The organism is Alkalicoccus halolimnae (genome assembly GCF_008014775.2).
In the GTDB taxonomy this organism is placed as follows: domain Bacteria; phylum Bacillota; class Bacilli; order Bacillales; family Salisediminibacteriaceae; genus Alkalicoccus; species Alkalicoccus halolimnae.
Window position 1 is genome coordinate 1,767,620 of the sequence record NZ_CP144914.1, and the last position, 24,519, is coordinate 1,792,138.

General features: G+C 42.3%; 27 protein-coding genes. 26 read left to right on the forward strand and 1 reads right to left on the reverse strand.

Features of this window, described 5'->3' with window-relative positions; genetic code table 11:
* The first annotated feature begins 18 nt into the window (after positions 1-18).
* The 7 genes from FTX54_RS08065 to FTX54_RS08095 all read left to right on the forward strand — a co-directional run bounded on the left by FTX54_RS08065 (position 19) and on the right by FTX54_RS08095 (position 5,412).
* Positions 19-570 (forward strand): ReoY family proteolytic degradation factor, encoded by a 552-nt coding sequence (locus FTX54_RS08065; RefSeq protein ID WP_147804780.1) that lies wholly within the window; start codon positions 19-21, stop codon positions 568-570.
* A gap of 627 nt (positions 571-1,197) precedes the next feature.
* Positions 1,198-1,653, forward strand: a complete 456-nt coding sequence (locus FTX54_RS08070; RefSeq protein WP_147804779.1) for a YpiF family protein — start codon at positions 1,198-1,200, stop codon at positions 1,651-1,653.
* Between the two features lie 143 nt (positions 1,654-1,796).
* Positions 1,797-2,300, forward strand: a complete 504-nt coding sequence (locus FTX54_RS08075) for a ubiquinol-cytochrome c reductase iron-sulfur subunit (RefSeq protein WP_147804778.1) — start codon at positions 1,797-1,799, stop codon at positions 2,298-2,300.
* 17 nt (positions 2,301-2,317) lie between these two features.
* A complete protein-coding gene (gene qcrB, locus FTX54_RS08080) occupies positions 2,318-2,989 on the forward strand; it encodes a menaquinol-cytochrome c reductase cytochrome b subunit (RefSeq protein WP_147804777.1) in 672 nt (223 codons plus the stop codon).
* 23 nt (positions 2,990-3,012) lie between these two features.
* Positions 3,013-3,888, forward strand: coding sequence for a menaquinol-cytochrome c reductase cytochrome b/c subunit (locus FTX54_RS08085; RefSeq protein ID WP_147804776.1), 876 nt, complete (start codon positions 3,013-3,015; stop codon positions 3,886-3,888).
* A 181-nt stretch (positions 3,889-4,069) separates the two neighbouring features.
* The gene (locus FTX54_RS08090) at positions 4,070-4,675 is read left to right on the forward strand and encodes a DUF1405 domain-containing protein (protein WP_338485874.1); all 606 of its coding nucleotides are present in this window, start codon (positions 4,070-4,072) and stop codon (positions 4,673-4,675) included.
* Positions 4,676-4,722: 47 nt separating this feature from the next.
* On the forward strand, positions 4,723-5,412 hold the full coding sequence (locus FTX54_RS08095) for a zinc metallopeptidase (RefSeq protein WP_147804774.1): 690 nt from the start codon (positions 4,723-4,725) through the stop codon (positions 5,410-5,412).
* 46 nt (positions 5,413-5,458) lie between these two features.
* Here the strand turns inward: FTX54_RS08095 and FTX54_RS08100 are convergent, their stop codons facing one another.
* Positions 5,459-6,331, reverse strand: coding sequence for a YitT family protein (locus tag FTX54_RS08100; RefSeq protein WP_147804773.1), 873 nt, complete (start codon positions 6,329-6,331; stop codon positions 5,459-5,461).
* A gap of 130 nt (positions 6,332-6,461) precedes the next feature.
* Between FTX54_RS08100 and FTX54_RS08105 the strand changes: the two genes are divergently transcribed.
* From FTX54_RS08105 to FTX54_RS08195, 19 genes are all read left to right on the forward strand, one after another.
* On the forward strand, positions 6,462-6,809 hold the full coding sequence (locus FTX54_RS08105) for a nucleotide pyrophosphohydrolase (protein ID WP_147804772.1): 348 nt from the start codon (positions 6,462-6,464) through the stop codon (positions 6,807-6,809).
* Positions 6,799-7,596 (forward strand): 4-hydroxy-tetrahydrodipicolinate reductase, encoded by a 798-nt coding sequence (gene dapB, locus FTX54_RS08110; protein WP_187254647.1) that lies wholly within the window; start codon positions 6,799-6,801, stop codon positions 7,594-7,596. The genes FTX54_RS08105 and dapB overlap by 11 nt, the downstream gene beginning before the upstream one ends.
* Positions 7,597-7,607: 11 nt before the next feature.
* The gene (gene mgsA, locus FTX54_RS08115) at positions 7,608-8,030 is read left to right on the forward strand and encodes a methylglyoxal synthase (RefSeq protein ID WP_147804770.1); all 423 of its coding nucleotides are present in this window, start codon (positions 7,608-7,610) and stop codon (positions 8,028-8,030) included.
* On the forward strand, positions 8,020-8,700 hold the full coding sequence (bshB1, locus tag FTX54_RS08120) for a bacillithiol biosynthesis deacetylase BshB1 (RefSeq protein WP_147804769.1): 681 nt from the start codon (positions 8,020-8,022) through the stop codon (positions 8,698-8,700). The genes mgsA and bshB1 overlap by 11 nt, the downstream gene beginning before the upstream one ends.
* A 170-nt stretch (positions 8,701-8,870) precedes the next feature.
* Entirely contained in the window at positions 8,871-9,998 is a 1,128-nt protein-coding gene (gene bshA, locus FTX54_RS08125) for an N-acetyl-alpha-D-glucosaminyl L-malate synthase BshA (protein ID WP_147804768.1), read from the forward strand.
* A gap of 1 nt (position 9,999) precedes the next feature.
* Complete coding sequence (locus FTX54_RS08130; RefSeq protein ID WP_187254640.1) at positions 10,000-11,082, forward strand: hypothetical protein; 1,083 nt, start codon at positions 10,000-10,002, stop codon at positions 11,080-11,082.
* A gap of 2 nt (positions 11,083-11,084) precedes the next feature.
* Positions 11,085-12,047, forward strand: a complete 963-nt coding sequence (locus FTX54_RS08135; protein ID WP_147804766.1) for a biotin--[acetyl-CoA-carboxylase] ligase — start codon at positions 11,085-11,087, stop codon at positions 12,045-12,047.
* Positions 12,048-12,225: 178 nt separating this feature from the next.
* A complete protein-coding gene (panB, locus tag FTX54_RS08140) occupies positions 12,226-13,062 on the forward strand; it encodes a 3-methyl-2-oxobutanoate hydroxymethyltransferase (protein WP_147804765.1) in 837 nt (278 codons plus the stop codon).
* Entirely contained in the window at positions 13,059-13,898 is an 840-nt protein-coding gene (gene panC, locus FTX54_RS08145; protein ID WP_147804764.1) for a pantoate--beta-alanine ligase, read from the forward strand. Before panB ends, panC begins: the two co-directional genes overlap by 4 nt.
* Positions 13,899-13,912: 14 nt before the next feature.
* Positions 13,913-14,299 (forward strand): aspartate 1-decarboxylase, encoded by a 387-nt coding sequence (panD, locus tag FTX54_RS08150; protein WP_147804763.1) that lies wholly within the window; start codon positions 13,913-13,915, stop codon positions 14,297-14,299.
* Between the two features lie 733 nt (positions 14,300-15,032).
* Positions 15,033-17,813 carry an ATP-dependent DNA helicase DinG gene (gene dinG / locus FTX54_RS08155; RefSeq protein ID WP_147804762.1) on the forward strand — a complete coding sequence of 927 codons (2,781 nt, stop codon included), beginning with the start codon at positions 15,033-15,035 and terminating at the stop codon, positions 17,811-17,813.
* A 2-nt stretch (positions 17,814-17,815) separates the two neighbouring features.
* Positions 17,816-19,102 (forward strand): amidohydrolase, encoded by a 1,287-nt coding sequence (locus tag FTX54_RS08160; RefSeq protein ID WP_147804761.1) that lies wholly within the window; start codon positions 17,816-17,818, stop codon positions 19,100-19,102.
* A 71-nt stretch (positions 19,103-19,173) separates the two neighbouring features.
* Positions 19,174-19,359: a YpmA family protein gene (locus FTX54_RS08165; RefSeq protein ID WP_147804760.1), complete on the forward strand. Its 186-nt coding sequence runs from the start codon at positions 19,174-19,176 to the stop codon at positions 19,357-19,359.
* Positions 19,359-19,847, forward strand: coding sequence for a DUF5590 domain-containing protein (locus tag FTX54_RS08170; RefSeq protein WP_147804759.1), 489 nt, complete (start codon positions 19,359-19,361; stop codon positions 19,845-19,847). The genes FTX54_RS08165 and FTX54_RS08170 overlap by 1 nt, the downstream gene beginning before the upstream one ends.
* Before the next feature lie 35 nt (positions 19,848-19,882).
* Positions 19,883-21,061, forward strand: a complete 1,179-nt coding sequence (locus tag FTX54_RS08175) for a pyridoxal phosphate-dependent aminotransferase (RefSeq protein WP_147804758.1) — start codon at positions 19,883-19,885, stop codon at positions 21,059-21,061.
* 24 nt (positions 21,062-21,085) lie between these two features.
* Positions 21,086-22,375, forward strand: coding sequence for an asparagine--tRNA ligase (gene asnS / locus FTX54_RS08180; RefSeq protein ID WP_147804757.1), 1,290 nt, complete (start codon positions 21,086-21,088; stop codon positions 22,373-22,375).
* A gap of 238 nt (positions 22,376-22,613) precedes the next feature.
* Entirely contained in the window at positions 22,614-23,324 is a 711-nt protein-coding gene (locus FTX54_RS08185) for a DnaD domain-containing protein (RefSeq protein WP_147804756.1), read from the forward strand.
* Entirely contained in the window at positions 23,324-23,977 is a 654-nt protein-coding gene (gene nth, locus FTX54_RS08190; RefSeq protein ID WP_147804755.1) for an endonuclease III, read from the forward strand. The genes FTX54_RS08185 and nth overlap by 1 nt, the downstream gene beginning before the upstream one ends.
* On the forward strand, positions 23,974-24,423 hold the full coding sequence (locus FTX54_RS08195; protein WP_147804754.1) for a YpoC family protein: 450 nt from the start codon (positions 23,974-23,976) through the stop codon (positions 24,421-24,423). The genes nth and FTX54_RS08195 overlap by 4 nt, the downstream gene beginning before the upstream one ends.
* The last annotated feature ends 96 nt before the right edge of the window (positions 24,424-24,519 follow it).

Consider the following 24,519-nt stretch of genomic DNA (forward strand, 5'->3'; position numbering starts at 1 on the left):
GATAAGGGAGGGAGAGCAATGAACAGTCCAGTTCCAGTCATGGAAAAACGGGATTTTTTAAAATGGTTTCTTGAAAAGTACCAGCTGAAAAGACGGGAGTGTGCATGGCTTCTTAACTTTTTAATGAGCGACGATATTTTGATGGAAAGAGTGCATTTTGTTGAGCAGGCAGAACATTGTCCAAAAGCTTTAATGATTTCGGCTAACGATGTTGATCAGGTTCCTTTTGCATTTCATAAAAATCAGCATGTTACTATGGATGCTGAAAAATCATTTCATGATATTCGTCTGAACAGAAATGAAGATATTTATATTCAGCTTAATTTTAAAGATAAGCAGACACTCCCTCAGTATGCAGCTGTTTTGGAAGAAAATCCTTATCTGCCCGTCAACTCAGATGAAGAAACAGTTAAGGGGCTGCTGGCAGAGCTTGTACTCGATGAAGCTCTGAGAGTGGAGAAGCTGAGGAGTCTGGAGGAGCAAATAGATATTGCACTTGCCCAGAAAGACCGGAACGCTTTTATAACGCTTTCGAAGCAATACTCTGAATTGAAAGCCCTCGAAACATAGGGCTCTTTTTTTTGCGATTGATCCAGTATTTTTCAGGCAGTTATTTATAGAGGCATTTTTATAAAAGAAAACTCTGCTGATGTCTGATGTTAATATCTAAAAGCGCCTGTGGTTCTTCCAAATGCTGAGGGAAAAGTGATCAGCTTACTTTTTTTAAAACGAATGGAGGTTTCGATGCGACTTCTTTCCGAATCTCGAAAAATCGCCCAAGCTCAGCCTGGATAAAACTGGAATATTCATTCCATCAAGCTGTACCGGGATAGGGGCGGGGCAGTAGAGGAAATTTACAAAGTTCCCTTTTGAGAAGCTGCACCACGATGTATAAAAATGGCCTTCTACTGGAATAGAGCTTTCCCTCTATACAGATGGAATGATATTCAAAAGGGGTATCTTTTTTGGAAGGCAGCTGCTGCTATGACTGTTTTACGGTAGGCTGTAGTGGAAATGGAGCCGCTCCCGATCGAATAATGACGAGCCTAGCTCCGCTCAACGGAAGGGAGGACGAAATTAGCTGGCCGGCACGTCGTCCCCCATGGAAAAGAAAGCGCACGTTTATTACATATCAATTTTTTTCAAGGCAGCCTGAATGAAAATAATCTTATATGAGAATTAAGAGGAGGATGGCCAATGAAATGGACATATCAGGATACGGAAATTTATGAAAAATCAAAGGAATACGTAGATACTGCTATAATTCCTCTCATACCAGTTGCAGGAGGAAAAGAACAAAAGGATTCTGTACTTATGGGAGAATTTGCTCAATACTTATCTGATTATATCGAACGGCAGTATATGGGGCGGGTTTATCTTCTTCCGCCGTTTACGTATTTGAAAGAAGAAGAAGAAAAGGAAAAACAAAAAAGGGTTTTGGAATGGTCCGAACATTTTAAAAAAGAAGGATTTGAATATTTTTTATTCATTACTTCTGATATGGAATGGCGGCAGATTGATTTAAAAAAAGCGGGAGAACTGGTCTGGGTTCCGGCATTTTCATTAAGTGATATGGAGTCGAAAAAAAGACAGCAGTCGGTCGAACAGCAGGCCCGCCAAATTATTCCGCTTATGACTAAAAAATGGAAATGAGAGTCTCTTAAAAAAATATTATTCTTAAAAAACGATTGTAGCGAATTTATTGACATGCCTATGTTTGATAAGCTATGATGTTTATGTCTTAGTATGATATTTTTTATAAATGTGTGTAGTAACGGAAGTGAGGAGGGAAGGTCGTGAGCGAGAAAAAACACCGAGTGTCTAGACGCCAGTTCCTGACCTATACGTTAACAGGTGTAGGAGGATTTATGGCAGCAGGAATGCTCGCTCCCATGGTCAGAATGGGATTGGATCCCGCGCTTGAAGCATCGAGTGCCACTGATTTTATTTCTGTCGGATTAAGTCGGGATGAACTTTCAGAAGAGCCTCAGCGTGTTGACTTTGTCGTGGAGCTTGATGACGGGTGGTACCAGTCGGAACAAACCCGCTCAGCCTGGGTTTTCATGAATGGTGACGAAGTAATGGCTCTTTCACCAATCTGTACCCATCTGGGATGTACAGTAAACTGGGGAACAAATGAAGAGAATCCGGAAGAGTTTTTCTGTCCGTGTCATTTTGGAAGATTTGAACGGGATGGAACAAATATCGCTGGAACACCGCCCACACGGCCGCTGGATGTATACGATGTGGATGTGCGGGATGGTATGGTTTATTTAGGTCAGATTAATCAGCGTGGTTAAATAAGGGGGTCGAGAATATGTTACAGAAAGTCTACGATTGGGTGGATGAGCGGCTCGATATTACCCCTCTATGGCGCGATATCGCGGACCACGAGGTTCCTGAGCACGTAAATCCTGCCCATCACTTTTCAGCGTTTGTTTACTGCTTTGGAGGCTTGACGTTCTTTGTTGTGGTCATCCAGATTTTGTCCGGTATGTTCTTAACAATGTACTACGTACCCGATATTATTCATGCATATGAATCAGTTTATTACTTACAGAACGAAGTTACACACGGATTAATTGTCCGCGGAATGCACCACTGGGGTGCCAGTTTGGTTATTGTTATGATGTTCCTGCATACACTGAGGGTTTTCTTTACAGGTTCCTATAAAAAACCTCGTGAACTTAACTGGGCTGTCGGTGTACTGCTGTTTTTCGTAATTCTTGGTTTAGGTTTTACTGGATATCTCCTGCCTTGGGACATGAAAGCCTACTTCGCAACGGTTGTAGGTCTTGAGATTGCAGAGGCAGCTCCTTTCGTAGGCGAATTTGCAAAAATTCTCTTAGCCGGGGGCGACATTATCGGAGCGCAGACGCTTGCTCGTTTCTTTGCGATCCACGTATTCTTCCTGCCGGGAGCACTGCTCGGATTGCTTGGAGCACACTTCTTCATGATCCGTAAGCAGGGTATTTCCGGACCGTTGTAAAAAGTAGAAAAGGAGGGGAAAATATGCATCGCGGAAAAGGTATGAAGTTTGTCGGGGACTCAAGAGTTCCTGCCGAACGTAAGCCAAATATACCAAAAGATTATTCCGAATACCCGGGTAAAACTGAAGCCTTCTGGCCAAACTTCCTGCTTCGGGAATGGATGGTAGGAGCGGTATTTCTTATCGGTTTTCTCGTATTGACGGTAGCACATCCGGCGCCGCTTGAATCAATAGCGGATCCTACGGAGACCAGTTATATTCCGCTTCCTGACTGGTATTTCCTGTTTCTGTACCAGCTTCTCAAATATGAATTTGCTTCAGGGCCTTATACAGTTGTCGGGGCAGTAATTATCCCCGGAATTGCTTTTGGGGCGCTCCTGTTGGCTCCATGGCTGGACAGCGGGAAAGAACGCCGGCCATATAAACGGCCAATAGGAAGCGGATTAATGCTTCTCGGAATAGTATCAGTTATCTTCCTTACATGGGAATCAGTTGACCAGCACGACTGGGAAGCTGCAGCTCAGCAGGGGCAAATTGAGGAAGATATGGATATAGACGAATCTGCTGAAGGGTATGAAATTTATCAGACCCAGGATGCCTGTATTGGCTGTCACGGTGGAGATATGTCAGGCGGTGCTGCCGGTCCTAACATATTCGAGAGTGATTACGATACAGACGAAGTTATTGACATTATCCAGAACGGTCAGGGAGAAATGCCGGCCGATCAGTTTGAAGGTTCTGACGAAGAACTGGAAACTTTAGCAGCATATATCGCAAATGACGGACAGGCTCCGGAAAATGGCGATGGCGGCGGAGAAGGAAATGAAAATAGCGAAGAAAATGCAGAAGGAAATGAAGAAGATCCAGAAGAAAACACAGAAGAAAACGAAGAGGAATAAATAAGGAAGGAGCCGGTTGATGTGTGTGTCCCCGGCTCCTTTTTTGCTTGTTGATTTCGTAAAATTTCAGCCGGTACCTGATAAAGGTATGATTAGATAAAAACAACATGAGGAAACTATATCAATTTTATAGGGAGTTAATTAAGAACTGAGGCGGGGGATTGAAATGAACGAGTACATAATGTCCATACTGCGAAATCGCACATTTCTTATTTTGCTGTTTCTTGTCAATTTTTTTGGAACAGTTTATGGATACATATGGTACGAAAATCAACTTATGGAGACACCCTGGTATTTTCTTATTTTTGTACCTGACAGTCCTACAGCAAGTCTTTTTTTTACTATAGTCATAGGGTTTTATATCTTCAGAAAAAGATTCCCTCTTATGGAGGCATTAGCAGCAGTCACACTGATAAAATACGGGTTGTGGGCTGTGATAATGAACCTGGCAGCCGGAGCAGCTGGAGATCCGCTTAATATTCTCCATTGGATGCTCGTAGTTTCCCATGCAGGAATGGCTGTTCAGGCTTTACTGTTTATGCCTTATTACCGTATTAAAAACTGGCATCTTGTCCTCGTTGCAATATGGACTATTCATAACGACTTCATAGATTATATTTATAATATGTATCCTTGGGTTTCTCTTAATTTAAGTGCCTATATTAACGAAATAGGATACTTTACATTCTGGTTAAGCATCGCTTCTTTATTCACCGTATGGCATTTTAACAGAAAGTATAATGCCTCTTTTGATACGGAAATCAATTCTTTTGACACGAATAAATAGTTTGATTAATATTAAAATAGCAACTACTCTATTAGGAGGAATGACAGATGTTTGGTTCTATGACTGCATTTCTAATCTATTTTGCTTTCTTGATGATTATCCCTCTCTGGGCCAGTTCAAGAGTGAAATCCACTTATAATAAATACTCCAAAATCTCTGCTTCCTCAGGAATGTCGGGAGCGGAAGTAGCAAGAAAAATTCTCAATGATAATGGTCTGTTTGATGTAAAGGTGGAACCTGTTAAGGGACAGTTAACTGATCACTATGATCCACGCAAAAAGATTGTCCGCCTTTCTGAACACAATTATTACAAAGACTCTGTAGCAGGAGCAGCGGTAGCAGCGCATGAAGTGGGACATGCTATCCAGGATTCCCAGGAGTATGCTTTTTTGAAATTCAGAAGTGCGTTAGTGCCTGTCGCCAGTTTTGGTTCCAATGCTTCTATCTTTTTAATCATCGGGGGTATGCTCCTTACACTCTCCAATCTTGTTCTTGCGGGAATAGTATTAATGTCTTTTGCTGTTCTGTTTCAGCTTGTAACACTTCCGGTTGAATTTAATGCTTCGAACAGGGCTATGGATCAAATGGTCAGCATAGGGGTTATCCGTAATGATGAAGAACGGGAAACAAAGAAAGTACTGAACGCTGCAGCCCTAACTTACGTAGCTGCTGCACTCGTAGCTGTAGCAGAACTAATTCGTTTTGTCCTCATGTATACGATGATGAATAATGAATAAAAAAACCGCCGACTTCAATGCAGTCGGCGGTTTTTCCTTACTGAAATTAAATTTGCAGAGGACGTTTGTATTCGTCCAGCGTAAAACCTTCACCCATTACATCCTGCACATCCTGAAGTGTAACAAAAGCATGGGGGTCCACTTCTGCGATCAAATTTTTCAGGCGGACCATTTCGTTTCTCCCCACCACGCAGTAAAGAATTTCTCTGTCTTCACCGGTAAAAGAACCTCTCCCTTTTAAAATAGTTGCACCCCGATCCATCTCTCTTTGTATGGCTCCGGCAATCTGCGGAGCTTTATCAGAAATTATCATCGCTGCTTTTCCAGAATAAGCCCCCTGCTGCATGAAATCAATTACTTTTGCTGCAATAAATACTGCCACAAGCGTATACATAGCTTCACGGTAATTCAGGTAAAAAAGGGATGAAGTGATAACGCATGCATCAAAAATAAACATGGTCCGTCCCATACTCCACCCGTAATACTTGAAACCAAGTTTAGCAATGATATCGATGCCTCCCGTAGTCCCGCCGAAGCGGAAAACTATTCCGAGCCCAACTCCAATAAATACGCCGGCGAACAGGGCTGCAAGGGTCATGTCGTCACGAAGCGGGATATAAAGAAGAGGATAGGATTGAAAAAGCCATAAGAAGACAGATACTGCCAGTGTCCCAATTAATGTATATATGAAAGCATTGCGTCCGAGAACTTTCCAGCCAATTATAAATATTGGTATATTCAGCCACAAGTTTGAATAAGCAGGATTGAGATCAAAAATAAAGTAGAGGATCAAAGTTATACCCGTAAATCCCCCGTCTGCCAGATTATTTTCCATGTTAAAATAAACTAGTCCGAAAGAAAGAATGGCAGTACCGACTATAATAAAAAATACATTTTTCACGTGCACATTAGAGATCATTTCCAGCCACCTCCAGCCTGCTTTATTATAAGCCAAGTTTAAAAAGCGTGCAACGGGTCATTATCGTTTGTAATACGGTTGATTGTTAGCTACGATATGAAAGTAAGAATTTATATTCTGAGGTGAAAATATGACTGATAGAACAATGGAAGAAATGCAGCAGGAAGTAGATGAATACATATCACAATTTAAAGAAGGCTATTTCGGTCCTTTGTCGATGATGGCACGATTAACAGAGGAAATGGGAGAACTTGCTAGAGAAATAAACCATTTTTACGGAGAAAAACCTAAAAAATCGACAGAAGAAGCAAAGACGATGGAGCAGGAAATTGGAGATGTTCTGTTTGTAATGATCTGTCTCGCTAATTCTCTGGATATAGATCTTCAGGAATCATTCGAGATGGTAATGAAGAAGTTTACCACAAGAGACAAGGACCGTTGGACTAAAAAATCAGAAGGAGAGTCAGCTGATGATTAAAATAATAGTAGCAGGACCACGCGGGAATATGGGTAAGGAAGCTGTAAGTATGATAGAAAGAGAAGCTGATTTTGAACTGTCGGCTGTTGTTGACAGGAAATATGACGGAATTATGATGAAGGAAGCAGAAGGGATGGCCTCTTTACAAGTTCCTGTCTATAAAGATATTGATAAATGTATGAAGGAAGTCAATCCTGATGTATTAGTAGATTTGACGAATCCGGAAACCGGTAAAATGCATCTGCGTAAAGCACTGGAGCATGGAGTGCGCCCTGTCGTAGGCACTACAGGATTTACAGATGATGATATAAGGGGTTTAACTTCTTTAGCTGAAGAAAAGCAGATAGGTGCTATCATAGCACCGAATTTTGCTATTGGAGCAATTCTACTGATGAAGCTTTCTAAAATGGCGGCTAAACATATGGACGATGTGGAAATAATTGAACAGCATCACGACAAAAAATTGGACGCCCCTTCAGGGACTGCGATGAAAACGGCCCAGCTGATATCAGAAGTCAGAGATGAAAAAAAGCAGGGGCATCCGCAGGAAGAAGAAGCATGGGCTCATGCCCGTGGTGCTGAATACGAAGGAATGAGGATACACAGCGTACGCCTTCCCGGTAAAGTAGCCCATCAGGAAGTTATATTTGGCGGGGAAGGGCAGACTCTTACTCTTCGTCACGATTCATTAAACCGCACGTCGTTTATGCCGGGAGTTAAAATGGCTGTGGAAAAAGTAATGAAAACGACCGGGCTCGTATACGGGCTGGATCAGTATATAGATTAAAGGAGGCCGAAATGAATATAGCCTGCATTGCCCACGATAAAAAGAAGGATGACCTTGTTCAGTTTGCAGTAGCTTACGAACGTATATTGTCCGGTCATTCGCTCTTTGCTACTGGAACGACAGGAACCCGTATTATCGAAGCCACCAATTTAAATATGCATTTGTTCCGGTCCGGCCCTTTAGGGGGAGATCAGCAGATCGGATCAATGATAGCTGAAAATAAAATGGATCTTGTCTTATTTTTCCGTGATCCTCTCACAGCCCAGCCGCACGAGCCGGACATCAACGCCCTCATCCGGCTGTGTGACGTTTACAGTATTCCGCTCGCTACAAATATGGCCACTGCCGAAATATTGGTCGCTGCTCTCAACCGCGGGGATTTGGAATGGAGAAATTTAGTACGCGGAGGAGAGCGATTGAATAATGAAGAATAAAATCATTTCTGTGGGAGCTCATCCTGATGATGTGGAAATCGGGATGGGAGGTACTATAGCGAAATATATAAATGAAGGATGGAGTGCGAAGCTTGTCCATTTAACGAAAGCTGAACTATCATCAAACGGAACCGTGGAAGAAAGAGAGACAGAATCCCGGAACGCCTGTGAAATATTAGGAGCGGAACCCCCGATATCGCTTTCTTACGCGGACAGAGGACTAATGCAAAAAAGAGAAGAAATTATTAGTGATCTCGTGCAGATTATAAGAAGAGAACAGCCGGAAATATTATTTGCACCCTTTTATATAGACCGTCATCCTGATCATGGTCACTGCTCGGAACTTGTGAAGGAAGCTTATTTTTCATCGGGAATACAAAAATATGGTTATGGAAAAGCTTATCGCCCGAGTGCCTTATATTTTTATCAAATCAATGGGATGGGCACCCCCGATTTCGCCGTAGATATTTCTACATCAGTGGATAAAAAATATAAAGCGCTGGAGTGTTTTTCAAGTCAATTTCAGCAGAGTAAAGATTCCATTAAAACCCCGCTGAATGAGAGTTATTTGGAGGACCTTAAATCCAGGGACCGTCTTACAGGCAAAGAAGCTGGAGTATCTTTTGCAGAGGGATTCAAATCTGAATCTCTTCTTCTTCACAATTTTTAAAAATCTGCACGCATTACTTTGATTTGATAAATAACGAGATTTTTAATTTCCGCCGACTGAGGAAAAAGTTCCCTGCTATATCACAGCTAATACGAACGTTAAGATATTTGATTACGTAAATATGCGTATATTTTTTTCAGGAAATGCACTTATGAAATTGATTCAGGAGGATGAATATGAAAATCGGCATTACGTGCTATCCTACTGTCGGTGGTTCTGGAGTTGTCGCTACGGAACTTGGCATGGCACTGGCAGAAAAAGGACATGAAGTACATTTTATAACTTCCAGCCTTCCGTTCAGGCTGGACGAAAGCGAAACGAATATTTATTTTCATGAAGTGGCAGTTAATTCTTACGCAGTATTCCAATATCCTCCCTATGACCTGGCGCTGGCGAGCAAAATGGCAGACGTGATAAAGCAGGAAAAATTGGATATACTGCATGTTCATTACGCGATTCCTCATGCAGTAAGCGCTTTTTTAGCAAAGGAAATGGTAAATGGACAAGTGAAAATCGTAACTACTCTTCACGGAACGGACATTACCGTGCTTGGCTATGATCCTTCTTTAAGTAATATGATTCGTTTCGGGATTGAAAAATCCGATGCGGTAACGGCTGTTTCCACTGATCTGATAAGACAGACAGAGCAGCTTCTGAAAACACGCGTTCCTATTGATACTGTCTATAACTTTATTGATGAGCGCATTTATTATCCAAGAAATCCTGTCAGCCTAAAGCAGGAATTGGGCATAGGTGAACAGACGAAAGTACTCTCACATGTATCCAACTTCCGTAAAGTAAAAAGGGTGGAAGATGTTGTCTACACGTTCCAAAAAGTATTTGCTCAAATAGATGCAAAACTGCTGCTTATCGGGGATGGGCCTGAACTTCCAGTAATAAGAGAGCTTGTAAAAGATCTCGGTTTGGATAAACAGGTATATATTACAGGCAGTCAGAAAAGAGTGGCTGATCTACTGTCCATAAGTGATATAAAACTGCTCATGTCGTCTAAAGAAAGCTTTGGCCTTGTCCTGCTTGAAGCAATGGCCTGCGGGGTCCCTGTTATCGGCACTAACATCGGCGGAATCCCTGAGGTGATTGAACATGGACAAAGTGGATTTATCTGCAGTCTTGGAGATACGGACGAAGCGGCTGCTTATGCATTAAAAATACTGAAAGACGAAAAGCTTCAGAAGAAAATGGCTGCGGCTGCTCTTCAGAGGGCGAAAACCACTTTTAATAAGAACGACATTGTCAGTCAGTATGAACTTATTTATGAAAGAACTCTGGAGACATGATATGGGGATTTGGGAGCAGGGGCTTAATATCATTAATTACATAAATAAGGCAGGTTACCCGTCTTACCTCGTAGGAGGTGCAGTGAGGGATCATTTCATGGGCATAAAGCCTAAGGATATTGATATTGCGGCTGACATTTCATTAGGAGAATTATCAGAACTGTATGAAAAAGTTATACCTGTCGGTAAAGAAGGGAAAACAATGCTTATTTTTCCTTATAATAAGCCTGTAGAAATTACAAAAATAAACGGGAAATCAATCAGCGAAGACCTTCATAACCGGGATTTTACCTGCAATGCAATGGCAGTAGATGCAGAAGAAAAAGTGTATGATCCTCTGAAAGGGAAAGAGGCTATTCAAAATAAAATTCTCGTACCTGTAAAAGAAGGAAGCAGCATATTTATTGAAGATCCGCTGCGGCTGCTTCGGACAGTGCGACTGTCTGTACAGCTGCAGTTTCAGCTTAGCCGGAAACTGAGAGCAACCTTCTATAATTCAGCTTTCCTAATACAACAAACTGCTCCCGAACGTATATTTAAGGAACTGGACAAGCTCGGTTCCTGTTCAATTACAAAAGAACATTGGGAAAATATCCTTCCTTTACTCTACGCTCTTCCAATAGACATTCTTAGCAGCAGGGAGGTCCAGTCAGGGCTCATAGAAGAAGAGCCTGTGTTCACTCAGCTGCAATGGTGGGCAGTGCTTCTCCACCAGAATGGGGAAAGTTGGATTTCCCGCGGTCTGCCGGGAAAGCTGACTGCCCATCATAAAGAAGTGGACCGTTACGTGGGAAAATTCCCCTGGAACAATCTGAATTTATATGACATGTCAGAAGAAGTCCTGCAATCATCTCTTCTTTTATTAAAACTTAAGAAGACAGATGTGAACGAGCGGCATATCTATAAACAAATAAAAAACCTGCCTATCCATTCTCGAAAAGATCTGGATGCGGACGGAAAAGATCTATTGTATTTGAAAAAAGCAGACATAGGTGAAAAGCTGCGTTTATTAGAAGAAGCAGTCGTGAATGGGAAGGTAGCGAATAAAAAACGTGAATTGATTAACTATATAAAAGGAGAATAATAATGAAAAGTGAACTTCTGGCCGTTTTAAACGAGGCATATCCGGAATATGTATCAGGAGAAAAACTAAGTATTCTTCTTCATTGTTCGCGAACAGCCGTTTGGAAGCATATAAAAAATCTCCAGGAGGAAGGGTATCAAATAAAAGCTGTAAGAAATAAAGGGTATCTTCTCGAAAGTTCTCCATCATTATATTCCGGCCATGCTGTAGCTTCACGATTGATTAAGGGAAATCTGCCTTATCAGATCCGCTTTTATCCCGAACTGCTTTCTACTCAAAATGAGGCGCAGCGCCTGGCTATGGAAGGGGCTGAAGAAGGCACAGTTGTTATCGCCGATAAACAGACGAAAGGAAGGGGCAGACTTGGCAGAGAATGGGAAAGTTCCATGGGCACCGGACTGGCTGTCAGTCTTATCTTGAAGCCTGATGTACCTGCATATAAAGCACCTCAGCTCACATTAGTAGCAGCTGTATCAGTTGTAAAGGCGATTGAACAAATTACAGGAGTAAAGGCGGAAATTAAATGGCCGAACGATTTATTGATAGAAGGAAAAAAAGTCTGCGGTATCTTAACGGAAATGCAGGCAGATCCAGACCGCATAAAGTCCGTGATCGTCGGCATTGGTTTGAATGTTAACGAAACCGTGTTTCCGGAGCATTTACATCATATTGCTGCTTCTCTTTCAGGATTTGCAGATTCACCTCCGGAAAGAGCCCAGCTTGCAGCAGCAGTCCTTAACCAATTTGCAGAGGACTATGAGTTGTATAAACAATCAGGATTTGCCGGGGTTAAAGCAGAGTGGGAAAGTTACTCCTGCACGCTTGGCCGAAAAATTCAAGTACGTCAGAATGGCAGCTATATAAACGGGACGGCGGAAGCTGTTGACAGCCAGGGAGTTTTAAAACTTCGTGATAAAGACGGCATTCTTCACTCAATTGTTTCAGGGGATATTGAGATTTCATAATTTAGACACAGGAAGCGGAAATTTGCTATAATACGTGTGGGCGGTATCCTGTAAAGGAACCGTACTGAATAAATAGAACACAGAAGTAAATGTCTGCTCTGATCTGAATGTCAGACAGGGACAGAAGGTGGAACGGCAGGACGTTCTTTCCTTCTTATTAAAAGAAGGAGTGATAGGTATGAAGAAAACAACGGTTGATTTCAAACAGATGAAGGAGAACCATAAACCTATTGTAATGGTGACAGCTTATGATGCCCCGGCAGCTTCCCTGAGTGAAGCTGCCGGTGTGGACACGATTCTCGTAGGTGATTCATTAGGTATGGTGGTTCTCGGGTACGACTCTACAGTACCTGTATCGATGGAAGATATGATTCATCACACGAAAGCGGTAAAAAGAGGAGCAAGGAGCACTTTCATTGTTACAGATATGCCGTTCATGTCATATCATGTTTCCAAAATGGATACAATGATAAATGCCCGCCGGATTATTCAGGAAAGTGGCGCAGATGCCGTGAAACTGGAAGGGAACGGTGAAGTTTTTGACTATACAGCCGCTCTTGTCAAAGCTGGAGTTCCTGTAGTCAGCCACCTCGGTTTAACTCCACAGACTGTCGGGGTGTCAGGCGGGTATAAAGTAAAGGGGAAAACAGCAGAAGAACAGAAGCAGCTCGTAGAGGATGCAGGCAGGGCAGAAAAAGCAGGAGCATGCATGCTTGTTCTTGAGTGTGTGCCGGAAGAAGCAGCCAAACGAATTCAGGAAACAGTGACCATTCCTGTGATTGGTATAGGTGCAGGGAGGTTTACAGATGGACAGGTGCTCGTTTATCACGATATTGTCGGATACTACGGGGGGCATAAACCAAAATTTGTTAAACAGTACACTGATATCCAGGCACCCGTACAGAAGGCAATAGAAGAATATGCCAACGAAGTCCGTTCACACAAGTTCCCGCAGGAAGGGCATGTCTTTTCTCCGCTTGAAAAGACAGAAGGGCTCTATGGGGGAAGTAAATGAAGCAGGTCAGCAAAATAAAAGAGCTGCGGTCATTAATTCAGGACGCAAAACAGGACGGTAAACGCATCGGTTTTGTACCAACGATGGGATACCTGCATGAAGGGCACCTCGCTCTCGTAAATGAAGCCAGGAAAAATACAGACGTTGTAGTCATGTCCATTTTTGTTAATCCCCTGCAGTTTGGAGAAGGGGAAGATTTCGAAACTTATCCACGCAGTGAAGAACGCGATCGGGAAATGGCAGAAGGTAAAGGTGTCGATATTCTTTTTCTTCCGGATGCAGAAGAAATGTATCCCCGCCCGATGAGATCTGCAGTAAATATCCTTCAAGGTACGGATGTGATGTGCGGAGCCAGCCGTCCGGGACATTTTAATGGAGTTGCGACAGTCGTATTGAAGCTGTTTAATATGGTGGATCCAGACGCTGCATTTTTTGGCCAAAAAGATGCTCAGCAGGTAGCAGTTATTGAAAATATGATAAAAGATTTCAATATGAATATAAAAATATTTCCAGCTCCGATTGTACGGGAAAAGGACGGACTAGCAATGAGTTCGAGAAATATTAACCTCTCTCCTGCTGAAAGAAAAGAAGCCCCGGAAATTTATAAAATTCTGCAGCAGGCTGCAGCGCTCATCAGAAACGGGAAAGCTGATACAGCGATGAAAGAAGCTTCGGAGAAACTCTATGCGTTAAAAGCTGAAGTCGATTACCTGGAGCTTCGTACGTTCCCTGATTTGGGAAAATCGGACGGAACGGATGTCGGAAAGATAATTTTAGCTGCAGCTGTAAAGTATGAAAAAGTCAGATTAATAGATAATATTATTTGGGAACAATAGAAAGGATGACCTGAATGTACCGTGAAATGATGAATGGCAAGCTTCACAGAGGAACTGTTACAGAAGCAAATTTAAATTATGTAGGCAGTATTACTATAGATGAAGACCTGCTTGATGAAGTCGATATGATGGAGAATGAAAAGGTTCAGGTTGTTAATAATAATAATGGCGCCCGACTGGAAACGTATATTATTGCAGGGGTGCGAGGGTCAAAAACAATCTGTCTAAATGGAGCTGCGGCAAGACTCGTTCAGCCGGGGGATAAAGTAATCGTCATTTCCTACAAATGGATGGAGGAAGCAGAGGCAAAGATTCATACTCCTAAAGTTGCCATACTTGATGAAGCAAACAATATTGCTGAACGAATGGGTACCGAACCAGCTGCTACTGTTAGAATATAATAACTTCGTTTATAAAAATTATTTTTGTAAAAAGTGATTGACTGCGGTTGGGAGTTTATTTCATTTCTCTGTTACTCAAAACGATAGTATTCTCATAATATTAACCACGAACGTTAACAATGCCCAAAATTAGAGCTGTCTTAAACTGTTTTCAGTGAGAGACAGCTTTTTTATATCAAAGCTCTGTCAGTGTTTAATAAAAACTCTAATCACTAACAGATACACGCATGCAGATCATCCACCTCGATAGAGAAAATAATAGCCTGCATAAGGGGACTAAATCCTGTTTGAAAAAGTGTTTTTTCATTTAAGTTCACCATATTTAGATAGAACTTAATATTTATATAGATAGAATGAATGACCTCGAAAACGGTTTTCTCCAGCGAAAGAAAGAAGCGTGTTATCATTTTTAATGGCATACCACCATTCTTGAAGGAAAAACAGAGAAGGAGGACAGGCCGCTGCAGAGAACATGGTGCGCCTGGGTGGCGAAAAAGGACAAGCACCACCCGCCCGGAACATAGGGAGGAAGGGATTAGCTGAGGCGATCCCTGCGCCCCCATGGAAACAAAAGCGGTTGTTTACAGAAACGGCGACAAATTACTATGTTCAACATATATTATTAATCACTAACATAAGTTTTACGAGAAAATCTGTATCATTTATACAAAGAAGCTCAGGCGGAATCGTGATACAATAGCGGTGAAATGTTAACTGGAAAGTAGGGACACAGATGCCTCGATTTATAGTACTTGATTTAGAAACGACAGGGGTTTCCTATAAAGATGGAGACAGAATCATTGAATTAGCCTATGCAGTTCTGGAGAACAATCAAATAGTTAAAACATACAGTTCTTTTGTGCAGACCGAGAGGAAGATACCGCTGTTTGTTCAGCAGCTCACGAGTATAGATCCTGAAGACGTAAGAGACGCTCCATTATTCGCTGATATCGTCCCTGCTCTTTTGGAAGATATGAACGACGCTTATTTTGTAGCTCATAATGCTGATTTCGATCTTAATTTTCTGAATGAAACGCTTGAAGAAGCAGGTTATGAAACTTTCAGCGGACCGGTTGTAGATACTGTTGAATTAAGCAGGCTGGCTTTTCCGACTGAAAACAGTTTCCGATTGTCTGAACTTGCTGATAAGCTCCAGCTTACCCATAACAATCCTCATCGTGCAGAAAGTGACGCCCTTGCTGCAGCGGAACTTCTTAAAGAGATTTTTTCTGTAATGGAAAATCTTCCACCAGCAGCTTTGAAACAGCTTCTTGGACTTCAGCGTCTGTTTAAAAGTGATGTTAGAGAGCTTCTCGAGTATTTTTATGAAAACTCTTCTGATGCGCCTGATAAATATGAAACCTACCGGGACATCTCGCTGAAATTACCAAATAAAACGTCTGAAAAAGGTGAGGACATTTCGATTAATTTCAGCGAACTGCTCGAAGGTTTTAAAGACGTCGATAAAATGAAACAAATTCTTCCGGATTATGTCCGCAGACCCGGCCAGGAAGAAATGATGAATTTTGTAAACGAAACGTTTGAGAAAAATAGTATCGGGCTTATTGAGGCTGGTACAGGAACAGGTAAAACACTTGCCTATTTAGTTCCTGCTGCCTACTATGCCGGCAGTGAAGGCAAAAGAGTAGTCATAAGCACAGAAACAATCCAGCTTCAGGAACAGCTTTTAAAACAGGAACTGCCATTAGCGGAAAGTCTGCTTCCTTTTCCTGTACGAAAGGCTCTTCTAAAAGGCCGGTCGCACTATATATGCCTTCAGAAAACAGAACAGATGCTGGCAGACAATTTTCAGGATGCTTATGAACGTTCGATTTCAAAAGCACAGCTTGTTGTCTGGCTGACTCAGACTGAAACTGGTGACCTGGAAGAATTAAACCTCGCTGATCCTTCTGACCGTTTTCACAGGGAAATTGCCAGTGACGGTGTCTCCTGTGCTTCACCCGATTGTCCATGGTTTTCGAGATGTTTTTACCAGCGCGCAAAAAAAACAGCCAGGCATGCAGATATCGTAATAACAAACCATGCGCTGCTGCTTACAGATATCGTCCATGACAACCAGGTTCTTCCCGGATATGAAACGGTTATTATTGATGAAGCCCATCATCTCGAAGAAGCAGCTACCAGGCAGTTTGGCACCAGTCTGGATTACGCGAGCATGGCGCAGATGATGAATGAATTTACGACAAAAGATCAGGACAACATGCTGGAAAACTGGCTTTCAGACCAGATCCCGGAAAAGTGGAACGTTTGTAAGCAGCAGCTTCACGAATGCCGTGAAGAATGGAATGATCTGTTTCTTACACTCTACGATTATGCCAATAAGCGGGGAGGAAGAGGGGAAACAGGGGATATATCCAAAACAATTGTTCATGACAAAGAATGGGAGAAAGTTCTGGATACCGCAGATAGATTTCATTATAAATTTCGGGATACAGCTCACGTTATGGCGGAGATTCAATTTGATGCCGAGTCCAAATGGGAGCAGGAAGGACATTATAAGCGGGAACGTGCAGCTTTAGACCGTTATATAGAAGAAATATCCAAACTGCATCAGCAGTTCAGAGATTTGATACTGGAACAGAAGGAAAATCATGTATACTGGCTGGAAAGAAGTTTGAAGGGTCCGAAACAATCCATTACTCTCTCTGGGAGTCCTACTGATGTATCTGAACTACTGGCAGACCGTTTTTTTCAAAAGAAAAAAAGAGCTGTATTAACAAGTGCTACTTTAACGGTAAACCAATCCTTTAAATATATGATCCGCCAGCTTGGACTGGAAGATTTTGAAGTCTACACAAAGCTGGTCGCTTCTCCCTTCAATTGGAGTGAGCAGGTTGCGTTTATGGTCCCGGATGATATCCCTCATATTCAGGAGGATGGGGAAGACGCCTATATTGATGCGATTACATATGCGATTTATGAAATTGCACAGATATCGGATGGGAAAATGCTCGTCCTGTTTACTTCGTACGATATGTTAAAAAAAACGTACCATTTTCTGCAGACAATGCTCGACGAAGAATACATGCTTATAGGGCAGGGGGTCCAGTCGAAAAGCCGAACGAAGCTGGTGAAGATGTTCCAGCAGTTTGAACGGACCATTTTATTTGGAACAAGCAGTTTCTGGGAAGGTGTTGACATACCGGGGGATGATCTGAGTGTTATTGTTATGGCCCGGCTTCCATTTTCACCGCCTAATGATCCAATTTTTAAAGCGAAGTCTGAGCAGGTAAAGGCGGCAGGAGGTTCCCCTTTTATGTCTCTTGCTCTGCCCCAGGCAGTCTTAAGATTTAAACAGGGATTTGGCAGGCTGATTCGCAGAGAAACAGACCGAGGAGTAGTCGTTGTACTGGATAGAAGAATTGAAACGGCTAAGTACGGGAAGCATTTTATCCGTTCCCTCCCGGATATTCCGCTTAGAAGCGGCTCGATGTATGATCTCGGTATCCAGATTGACGAATGGCTGCATCAGAATGGGAAAGGAGGCGTCTAACTATGAAACAAATAATAAAAAACGTTATCATCATTAATCCCTATGAGGAGCCTGTGAAAGGTTTTGTTGTGCTGGACGGTGATAAAATTGATAGAGTGGTTTCCGGTGAGCCTGAAGAAAGAGCAGACTCTACTATAGATGGAGAAGAAAATTGGCTTATTCCCGGTTTTGTGAATACCCACGGACATGCAGGAAGTTCTCTTCTCCGGGGCGCTGGGGACGATATGCCTCTCGACACCTGGCTGAAAACGATTATGTGGCCGAATGAAAAGAGATTTCAAAAAAATACGGTGGAAGCGGCAGGAGATCTGGCGCTGGTTGAAATGCTCAAATCGGGAACAACTACTTTTCTGGACATGTATCATCTTAATATGCCTGAATTTGCACAAAAAATTGCGGACACTGGATTTAAAGCGGTTCTCGGACGAGGCATGATAGGACTTGGCAGCGAGGACGAAAAAAAGGATAAACTAAAAGAAGCAGAAAATCTTATTAAGAACTGGCATAACCAGGCTGAAGGGCGTATAGTCACTGCCGTTATGCCTCATGCTCCCTACACCTGTCCACCGGATTTTCTCACAAAGTCAGCTGATCTCGCCGCTGAATACGGAGTCCTTTTTCATACTCATTGTGCGGAAACGGCGAAGGAAACGGAGCAGCACATCGATAAATACGGCCTTCACCCGGTCGAGCATCTGCATCAGCTTGAAATATTTAAAATTAACGTGCTGCTTGCTCACGCTGTTCACCTGGAAACAGAACATATAGACCTTCTGAAAAAATGTAATGTGGCTGTATCCCATAATCCTAAGTCGAACCTTAAATTGGGTTCAGGAATTGCGCCTGTCGTCCAGATGAAACAGGCAGGAATTAATGTCACCATCGGTACTGATTCGACTGCCAGTAATAATACGCTGGACATGGTGGAAGAAATGAGAATGAGCGCACTTATCCATAAGGGACTGCACGAAGATCCTGCTTCGTCCAGTGCAGCGGATGTTTTTGCCTCTGCCACAATCGGTGGAGCTGAAGGATTGAATATTCCCGGAACCGGAAAGATAGCAGCGGGGTATAAAGCTGATTTCTGTCTTGTAAATACAAAAGCTGCCCATTTAACTCCTAATCTGGAAGAAAGAGCAGTTTCTCATATCGTTTATGCCATGAAATCTACGGATATAAAAGATGTTTGGATACACGGAAAACATATGATGCACAATCGGGAGCTGCTTACACTGGATGAAGAGAAGGTTTTATTTGAAGCAGACAAACAAGCTCAAAAATTGCTATAATCAAAAACAGGCCGCTGCAGAATTGTGGTAAAATAGATAAGTCGATTACATAACTGGTGGGAGGTATAAGAGTGGGAAAAGATCAGGTACAACTGCTGAGCACTGTTAAAATAGAAAAATGCAGAGATGCCTATAAACTGGTGGACTCTTTAAACCGCACTTTAAAAGAAAGAGATCTTATGTTTGGTCTGGCACTGGATCATGAAGATGAAGAGAAAATGGTATTTACTATATACGATACGAAGGATCCGGTCTGATGAAACACCTCGGTTTATATATTTTCTTAGCTTCATTAGTTGTTATCACTGGTTTTGTTTATTTTTATTTCTCTTCTATCCTTTCCCCTCTCGAAGCAAGGCAGGAAGCAGCAGTGGAAAATGCAATGGAGGAGGCGGACATTCAGGAAGTAAAGAATGTGGACTATTTTCACGGGAGCCGTTCATACCAAGTGATTGATGCTGTAACTAATGAAGACGAAGCGATTTATGTTCTTGTGGAAGAAACGGAATCAGAAACTGATCCAGTTATTCTCCCTCACAGCGAAGGAATTTCATTTGACGAGGCTGCTGCTGCGGCTGGGGAAAACTCGAACATAGCAGAATTGAAATCTGTAAAAATTGGACTGATGGAAGATACACCTGTATACGAAATCCATTATGCTGACCCTGAAGGAAGATTGAGCTACTATTATGTTACCTTTGCAAATGGGGAATATGTACGCAGTTATCAGCTGAGTCCCGCATAAAATAACTAATCCTACAGATGAGAGGAACGATATTTATGAAATTTTCATCCAAAGTTGAATCCATTACACCTTCTTCAACACTGGCTATTACAGCGAAAGCGAAAGAACTAAAGGAGCAGGGGCATGACGTGATCGGACTTGGTGCAGGAGAGCCTGATTTTAATACTCCGGACTATATTATCGAAGCGGCTTACAAATCGATGAAGGATGGTCATACGAAATACACTCCTGCTGCGGGTCTTCCTGCGCTGAAGCAGGCAATATGCAGCAAGCTGCAAAAAGATAACAGCCTTGAGTATTCTCCTGAGCAGATAATTGTGTCGACTGGAGCGAAGCATACGCTCTCATCTATCTTTCAGACCATTCTCGAAGACGGGGATGAAGTCATTATTCTAACTCCATACTGGGTAAGCTATCCTGAACAAGTTAAAATTTCGGGCGGTATTCCTGTGTTCGTAGAAGGAAAAGAAGAAAATCAATTTAAAGTAACGAAACAGCAGGTGGAAGCCGCAGTTACAGATAAAACTAAAGCTATAATCATCAATTCTCCAAGTAACCCTACCGGAATGACATATACAAAAGAAGAGTTAAAGGAACTAGGGGACGTTTGCCTCGACAATAATTTATTGATCGTATCAGACGAAATTTATGAAAAGCTCCTTTATGACAATGCGGAACATGTATCGATTGCTCAGCTTTCTCCGCAGTTGAAAGAGCAGACTCTGGTAGTTAACGGGGTATCTAAATCGCATTCTATGACCGGATGGAGAATAGGCTATACAGCTGGAAGAGCAGATATAATAAAAAAAATGGCTAATCTAGCCAGTCATACAACATCTAATCCTGCTGTCATGGCACAGTATGGAGCTATAGCTGCATACACGGAAGACGAGGGATCTGTAGAAAAGATGCGCGCAGCATTTGAAGAAAGGCTGACAAAAGTATTTGACCGTGTGAATACTATTCCGGGCTTTACCTGTCAAAAACCTCAAGGAGCGTTCTACCTTTTTCCAAATGTTAAGGAAGCGGTTGATAAAAGCCCTTATAAAACGACAGAGGATTGGGTGAAAGCGCTTCTTGAAGAAGCGAAAGTGGCAGTAGTACCCGGAGATGGTTTTGGAGCTCCGGACAATATTCGTCTGAGTTATGCGACGAGTCTAGAACAATTTGAAGAAGCTCTTGACCGAATTGAAGCATTTGTTAATAAACAGTAATCATCTTTGTTGGAGGTTTTTTGATTGAAAACAACTATCAGGAAAATTGGTAATCATGTGGAAGAAACGGTAACGATCGGAGCGTGGCTTGCTAATAAACGATCGAGCGGTAAAATTGCGTTTCTGCAGCTGCGTGATGGTACGGGATTTATTCAGGGAGTTGCCGTGAAAGCTGAAATAGGCGAAGAAAAATTCAAAGAAGCAAAAGAGTTAACCCAGGAGAGCTCCCTTTATATTACCGGAGTAGTACGAGCAGACGACAGAGCCCCATCTGGATATGAGCTTTCTGTAACAGATTTTTCAATCATTCATGAAGCAAAAGATTATCCGATTACCCCGAAGGAACACGGGACGGAATTTTTAATGGATCACCGTCATTTATGGCTCCGATCAAAGAAACAGCATGCCATCATGGTGATACGCAACGAAATTATCCGTGCTACGTATGAATTTTTTAACAAGGAAGGCTTTGTTAAAGTAGATCCTCCAATTCTTACGGGAAGCTCTGCGGAAGGGACGACCAACCTTTTTCACACGAAATATTTCGATGAGGATGCCTACCTTTCCCAGAGTGGTCAGTTGTATATGGAAGCAGCAGCTATGGCATTAAACAAAGTATTTTCTTTTGGACCAACTTTCCGCGCTGAAAAATCCAAAACACGCCGCCACTTAATTGAATTTTGGATGATTGAACCGGAAATGGCGTTTATGGATCACGAAGACAGTCTGGAGCTGCAGGAAACGTATGTAAGCTATGTTGTGCAGTCGGTGTTAAAAGAATGCAGCCAGGAGCTGGTGTCTCTGGAACGGGATACGGCACAGCTTGAAAAAATTAAGGCTCCATTTCCTCGTATCTCCTACGATGATGCTGTGACATTTCTTCAGAAAGAAGGATATGAATTCTCCTGGGGAGAAGACTTTGGCGCTCCTCACGAAACGGCCATTGCAGAATCATTTGATAAACCTGTATTTATAACGAATTATCCAAAAGATATCAAAGCTTTTTATATGAAGCCGCATCCAGAAAGAGAAGACGTTGTTCTCTGTGCTGATTTAATTGCCCCGGAAGGCTACGGTGAAATTATCGGAGGCAGTCAGCGTATCGATGATGAAGAGTTATTAAGGCAGCGTTATGATGAGCATAGTTTGTCAGTGGAAGCTTATCAATGGTATCTCGATCTGAGAAAATACGGCTCTGTTCCTCACTCCGGGTTCGGCCTGGGTCTGGAAAGGACCGTGGCATGGATAGCTGGAATTGAACACGTTCGTGAAACTATACCATTTCCACGCCTGCTTAACCGTCTTTATCCTTAGAAACAACCGGGCTGTCCTGCATATCGCCGGACAGCCTTTTCATACAAAAGTTTTGTTAATGCCCATATGTTGTTTTAGGAGTACCTGCAGCTTGAGAATGTATTTACATAAGGGAGGATCTTCGCGCTTTATACTGTCGTTTGGAACAAAGGGTGCGGGCTTTCTGTAATTATCTACGAAGGACTTAAACAGCGCTTAAATAATAATGTTAAAAGTTTGAATCTGAAAGGAGGGATGAATGATGAAAAGAGATCGAATTATCGACATGATGCAGGATACTCCTTTCACCTTTCCAGCAGCTTTGTTCCGATATTATAAAAATCTGGAATTGACAGATATGCAGTTTTTAGTCCTTCAGCATATTCACCAGCTTCGTCAGGAAGGCGTAAGGCTGCCATCTCCGCAGCAGATAAGTGAAAGAATGACAGCGCCTGTTCAGGATTGTTCCCGTATCCTAAGGGAATTGATGAGTGCGAGATTTATAATAATTAATGAAACGTCTGATTCCAATAAAGATATCATCGTAGAAGAAATTTCCTTAAAGCCTGTTTTTGAGAAACTGTATGAGTATCTTGCTGCAGAAGAAATGGAAGATGAGGATGTAAAATCAAAGAACAAAGAAGGAGTGCTTTTTGAAAAATTTGAAGTAGAATTTGCAAGACCGCTCACACCGATGGAAATGGAAATGATATCAATGTGGTTCGATGAGGATGGACACGATCCTGAGCTAATTGAAGCGGCTCTGAAAGAAGCTGTGATTTCTTCCAAACTTAATTTCCGTTATATTGACAGAATACTGCACGATTGGAAACGAAATGGAGTGAAAACACTTGACGCTGCCAAGCAGCATGGAGAAAAGGTAAGAAGCCACCGATCCAATTCTTCTGCACCTGCTTCTCAAGCAAAGCCACATCCCGGCTACAATTGGCTGGAAGGAGGGAAAAGCTGATGCTTACTAATGCACAAATAAGAACAGTGCTTGATTCGATGGAAGATATGTTCCCGGAAGCAGAATGTGAACTGATTCATAATAACCCGTTTGAACTGACGATAGCTGTTTTACTATCAGCTCAGGCTACGGACGCCCTCGTCAACAAGGTTACGCCAAATCTATTTAAAAAATACCGCAGTCCTGATGATTTTGTGAAAGTACCGCTTGAAGAGCTGGAACAGGATATAAAATCGATTGGGCTGTACCGCAGTAAAGCTAAAAATATTCAAAAACTTTGTGCTTCGCTGCTGGAACAGTATAACGGGGAAGTCCCGAAAGAAAAAGAAGAGCTTGTAAAACTTGCAGGTGTCGGCAGAAAAACAGCAAATGTTGTAGCTTCTGTGGCATTTGGAGAGCCGGCTATTGCAGTTGATACACACGTGGAGCGGGTGAGCAAACGATTGGGGTTATGCCGCTGGAAAGACAGCGTCCTGGAAGTAGAAAGAACTTTGATGAAGAAAATTCCGAGAGAGGAATGGTCGGACACCCATCATCGAATGATATTCTTTGGAAGGTATCATTGCAAGGCCCAAAAGCCGGGCTGCTCTGACTGTCCACTCCTTTCCCTCTGCCGGGAAGGTAAAAAACGCATGAGAAAACAAGCAGGATGAAAGTACCGTTTTCTTATTTCCCGGGGCCCTTTTATAATGAGAAAGATACTATTTCAAAGGTGGAAGCTCCCTGGTATGAAACTTCTCACTCCAATTATTTTTCCGAAGATATTATGGGAATGGCTGTAACAGAGGACAGACAGTTATTATTCGATACTTTTTATAAAGAGTGGGAAAAAGAAGGTAAACCAGCAGGGAAAAAGTGGCTCTCCAGGTTTTTACAGCTCTATCACTGGATGGATGGTGTTCACGTAACCGGTACTGCGGAAGCTGTGGAATATATACAGTTTCACGCCGCTGCCCCTTGGAATGCGGGTGACAGACTGCAGTTTATTTATGAACATCCCGAACATTTTTCCCGAAAAATCACTTTACAGCAGATGATAAAAGAAGCTAAGCCAAAACTGAGGATTCATTATAAATTAAAGCTTTCTCATAATTCCTGAATATAGAGACAATAAAAAAATAAGCCGTGTTAAAGCATTCCTGTAGAGTGTTAATTTCCACTTTGAAAAAACAGGGGCCCCTCGCTAAGATAAGAA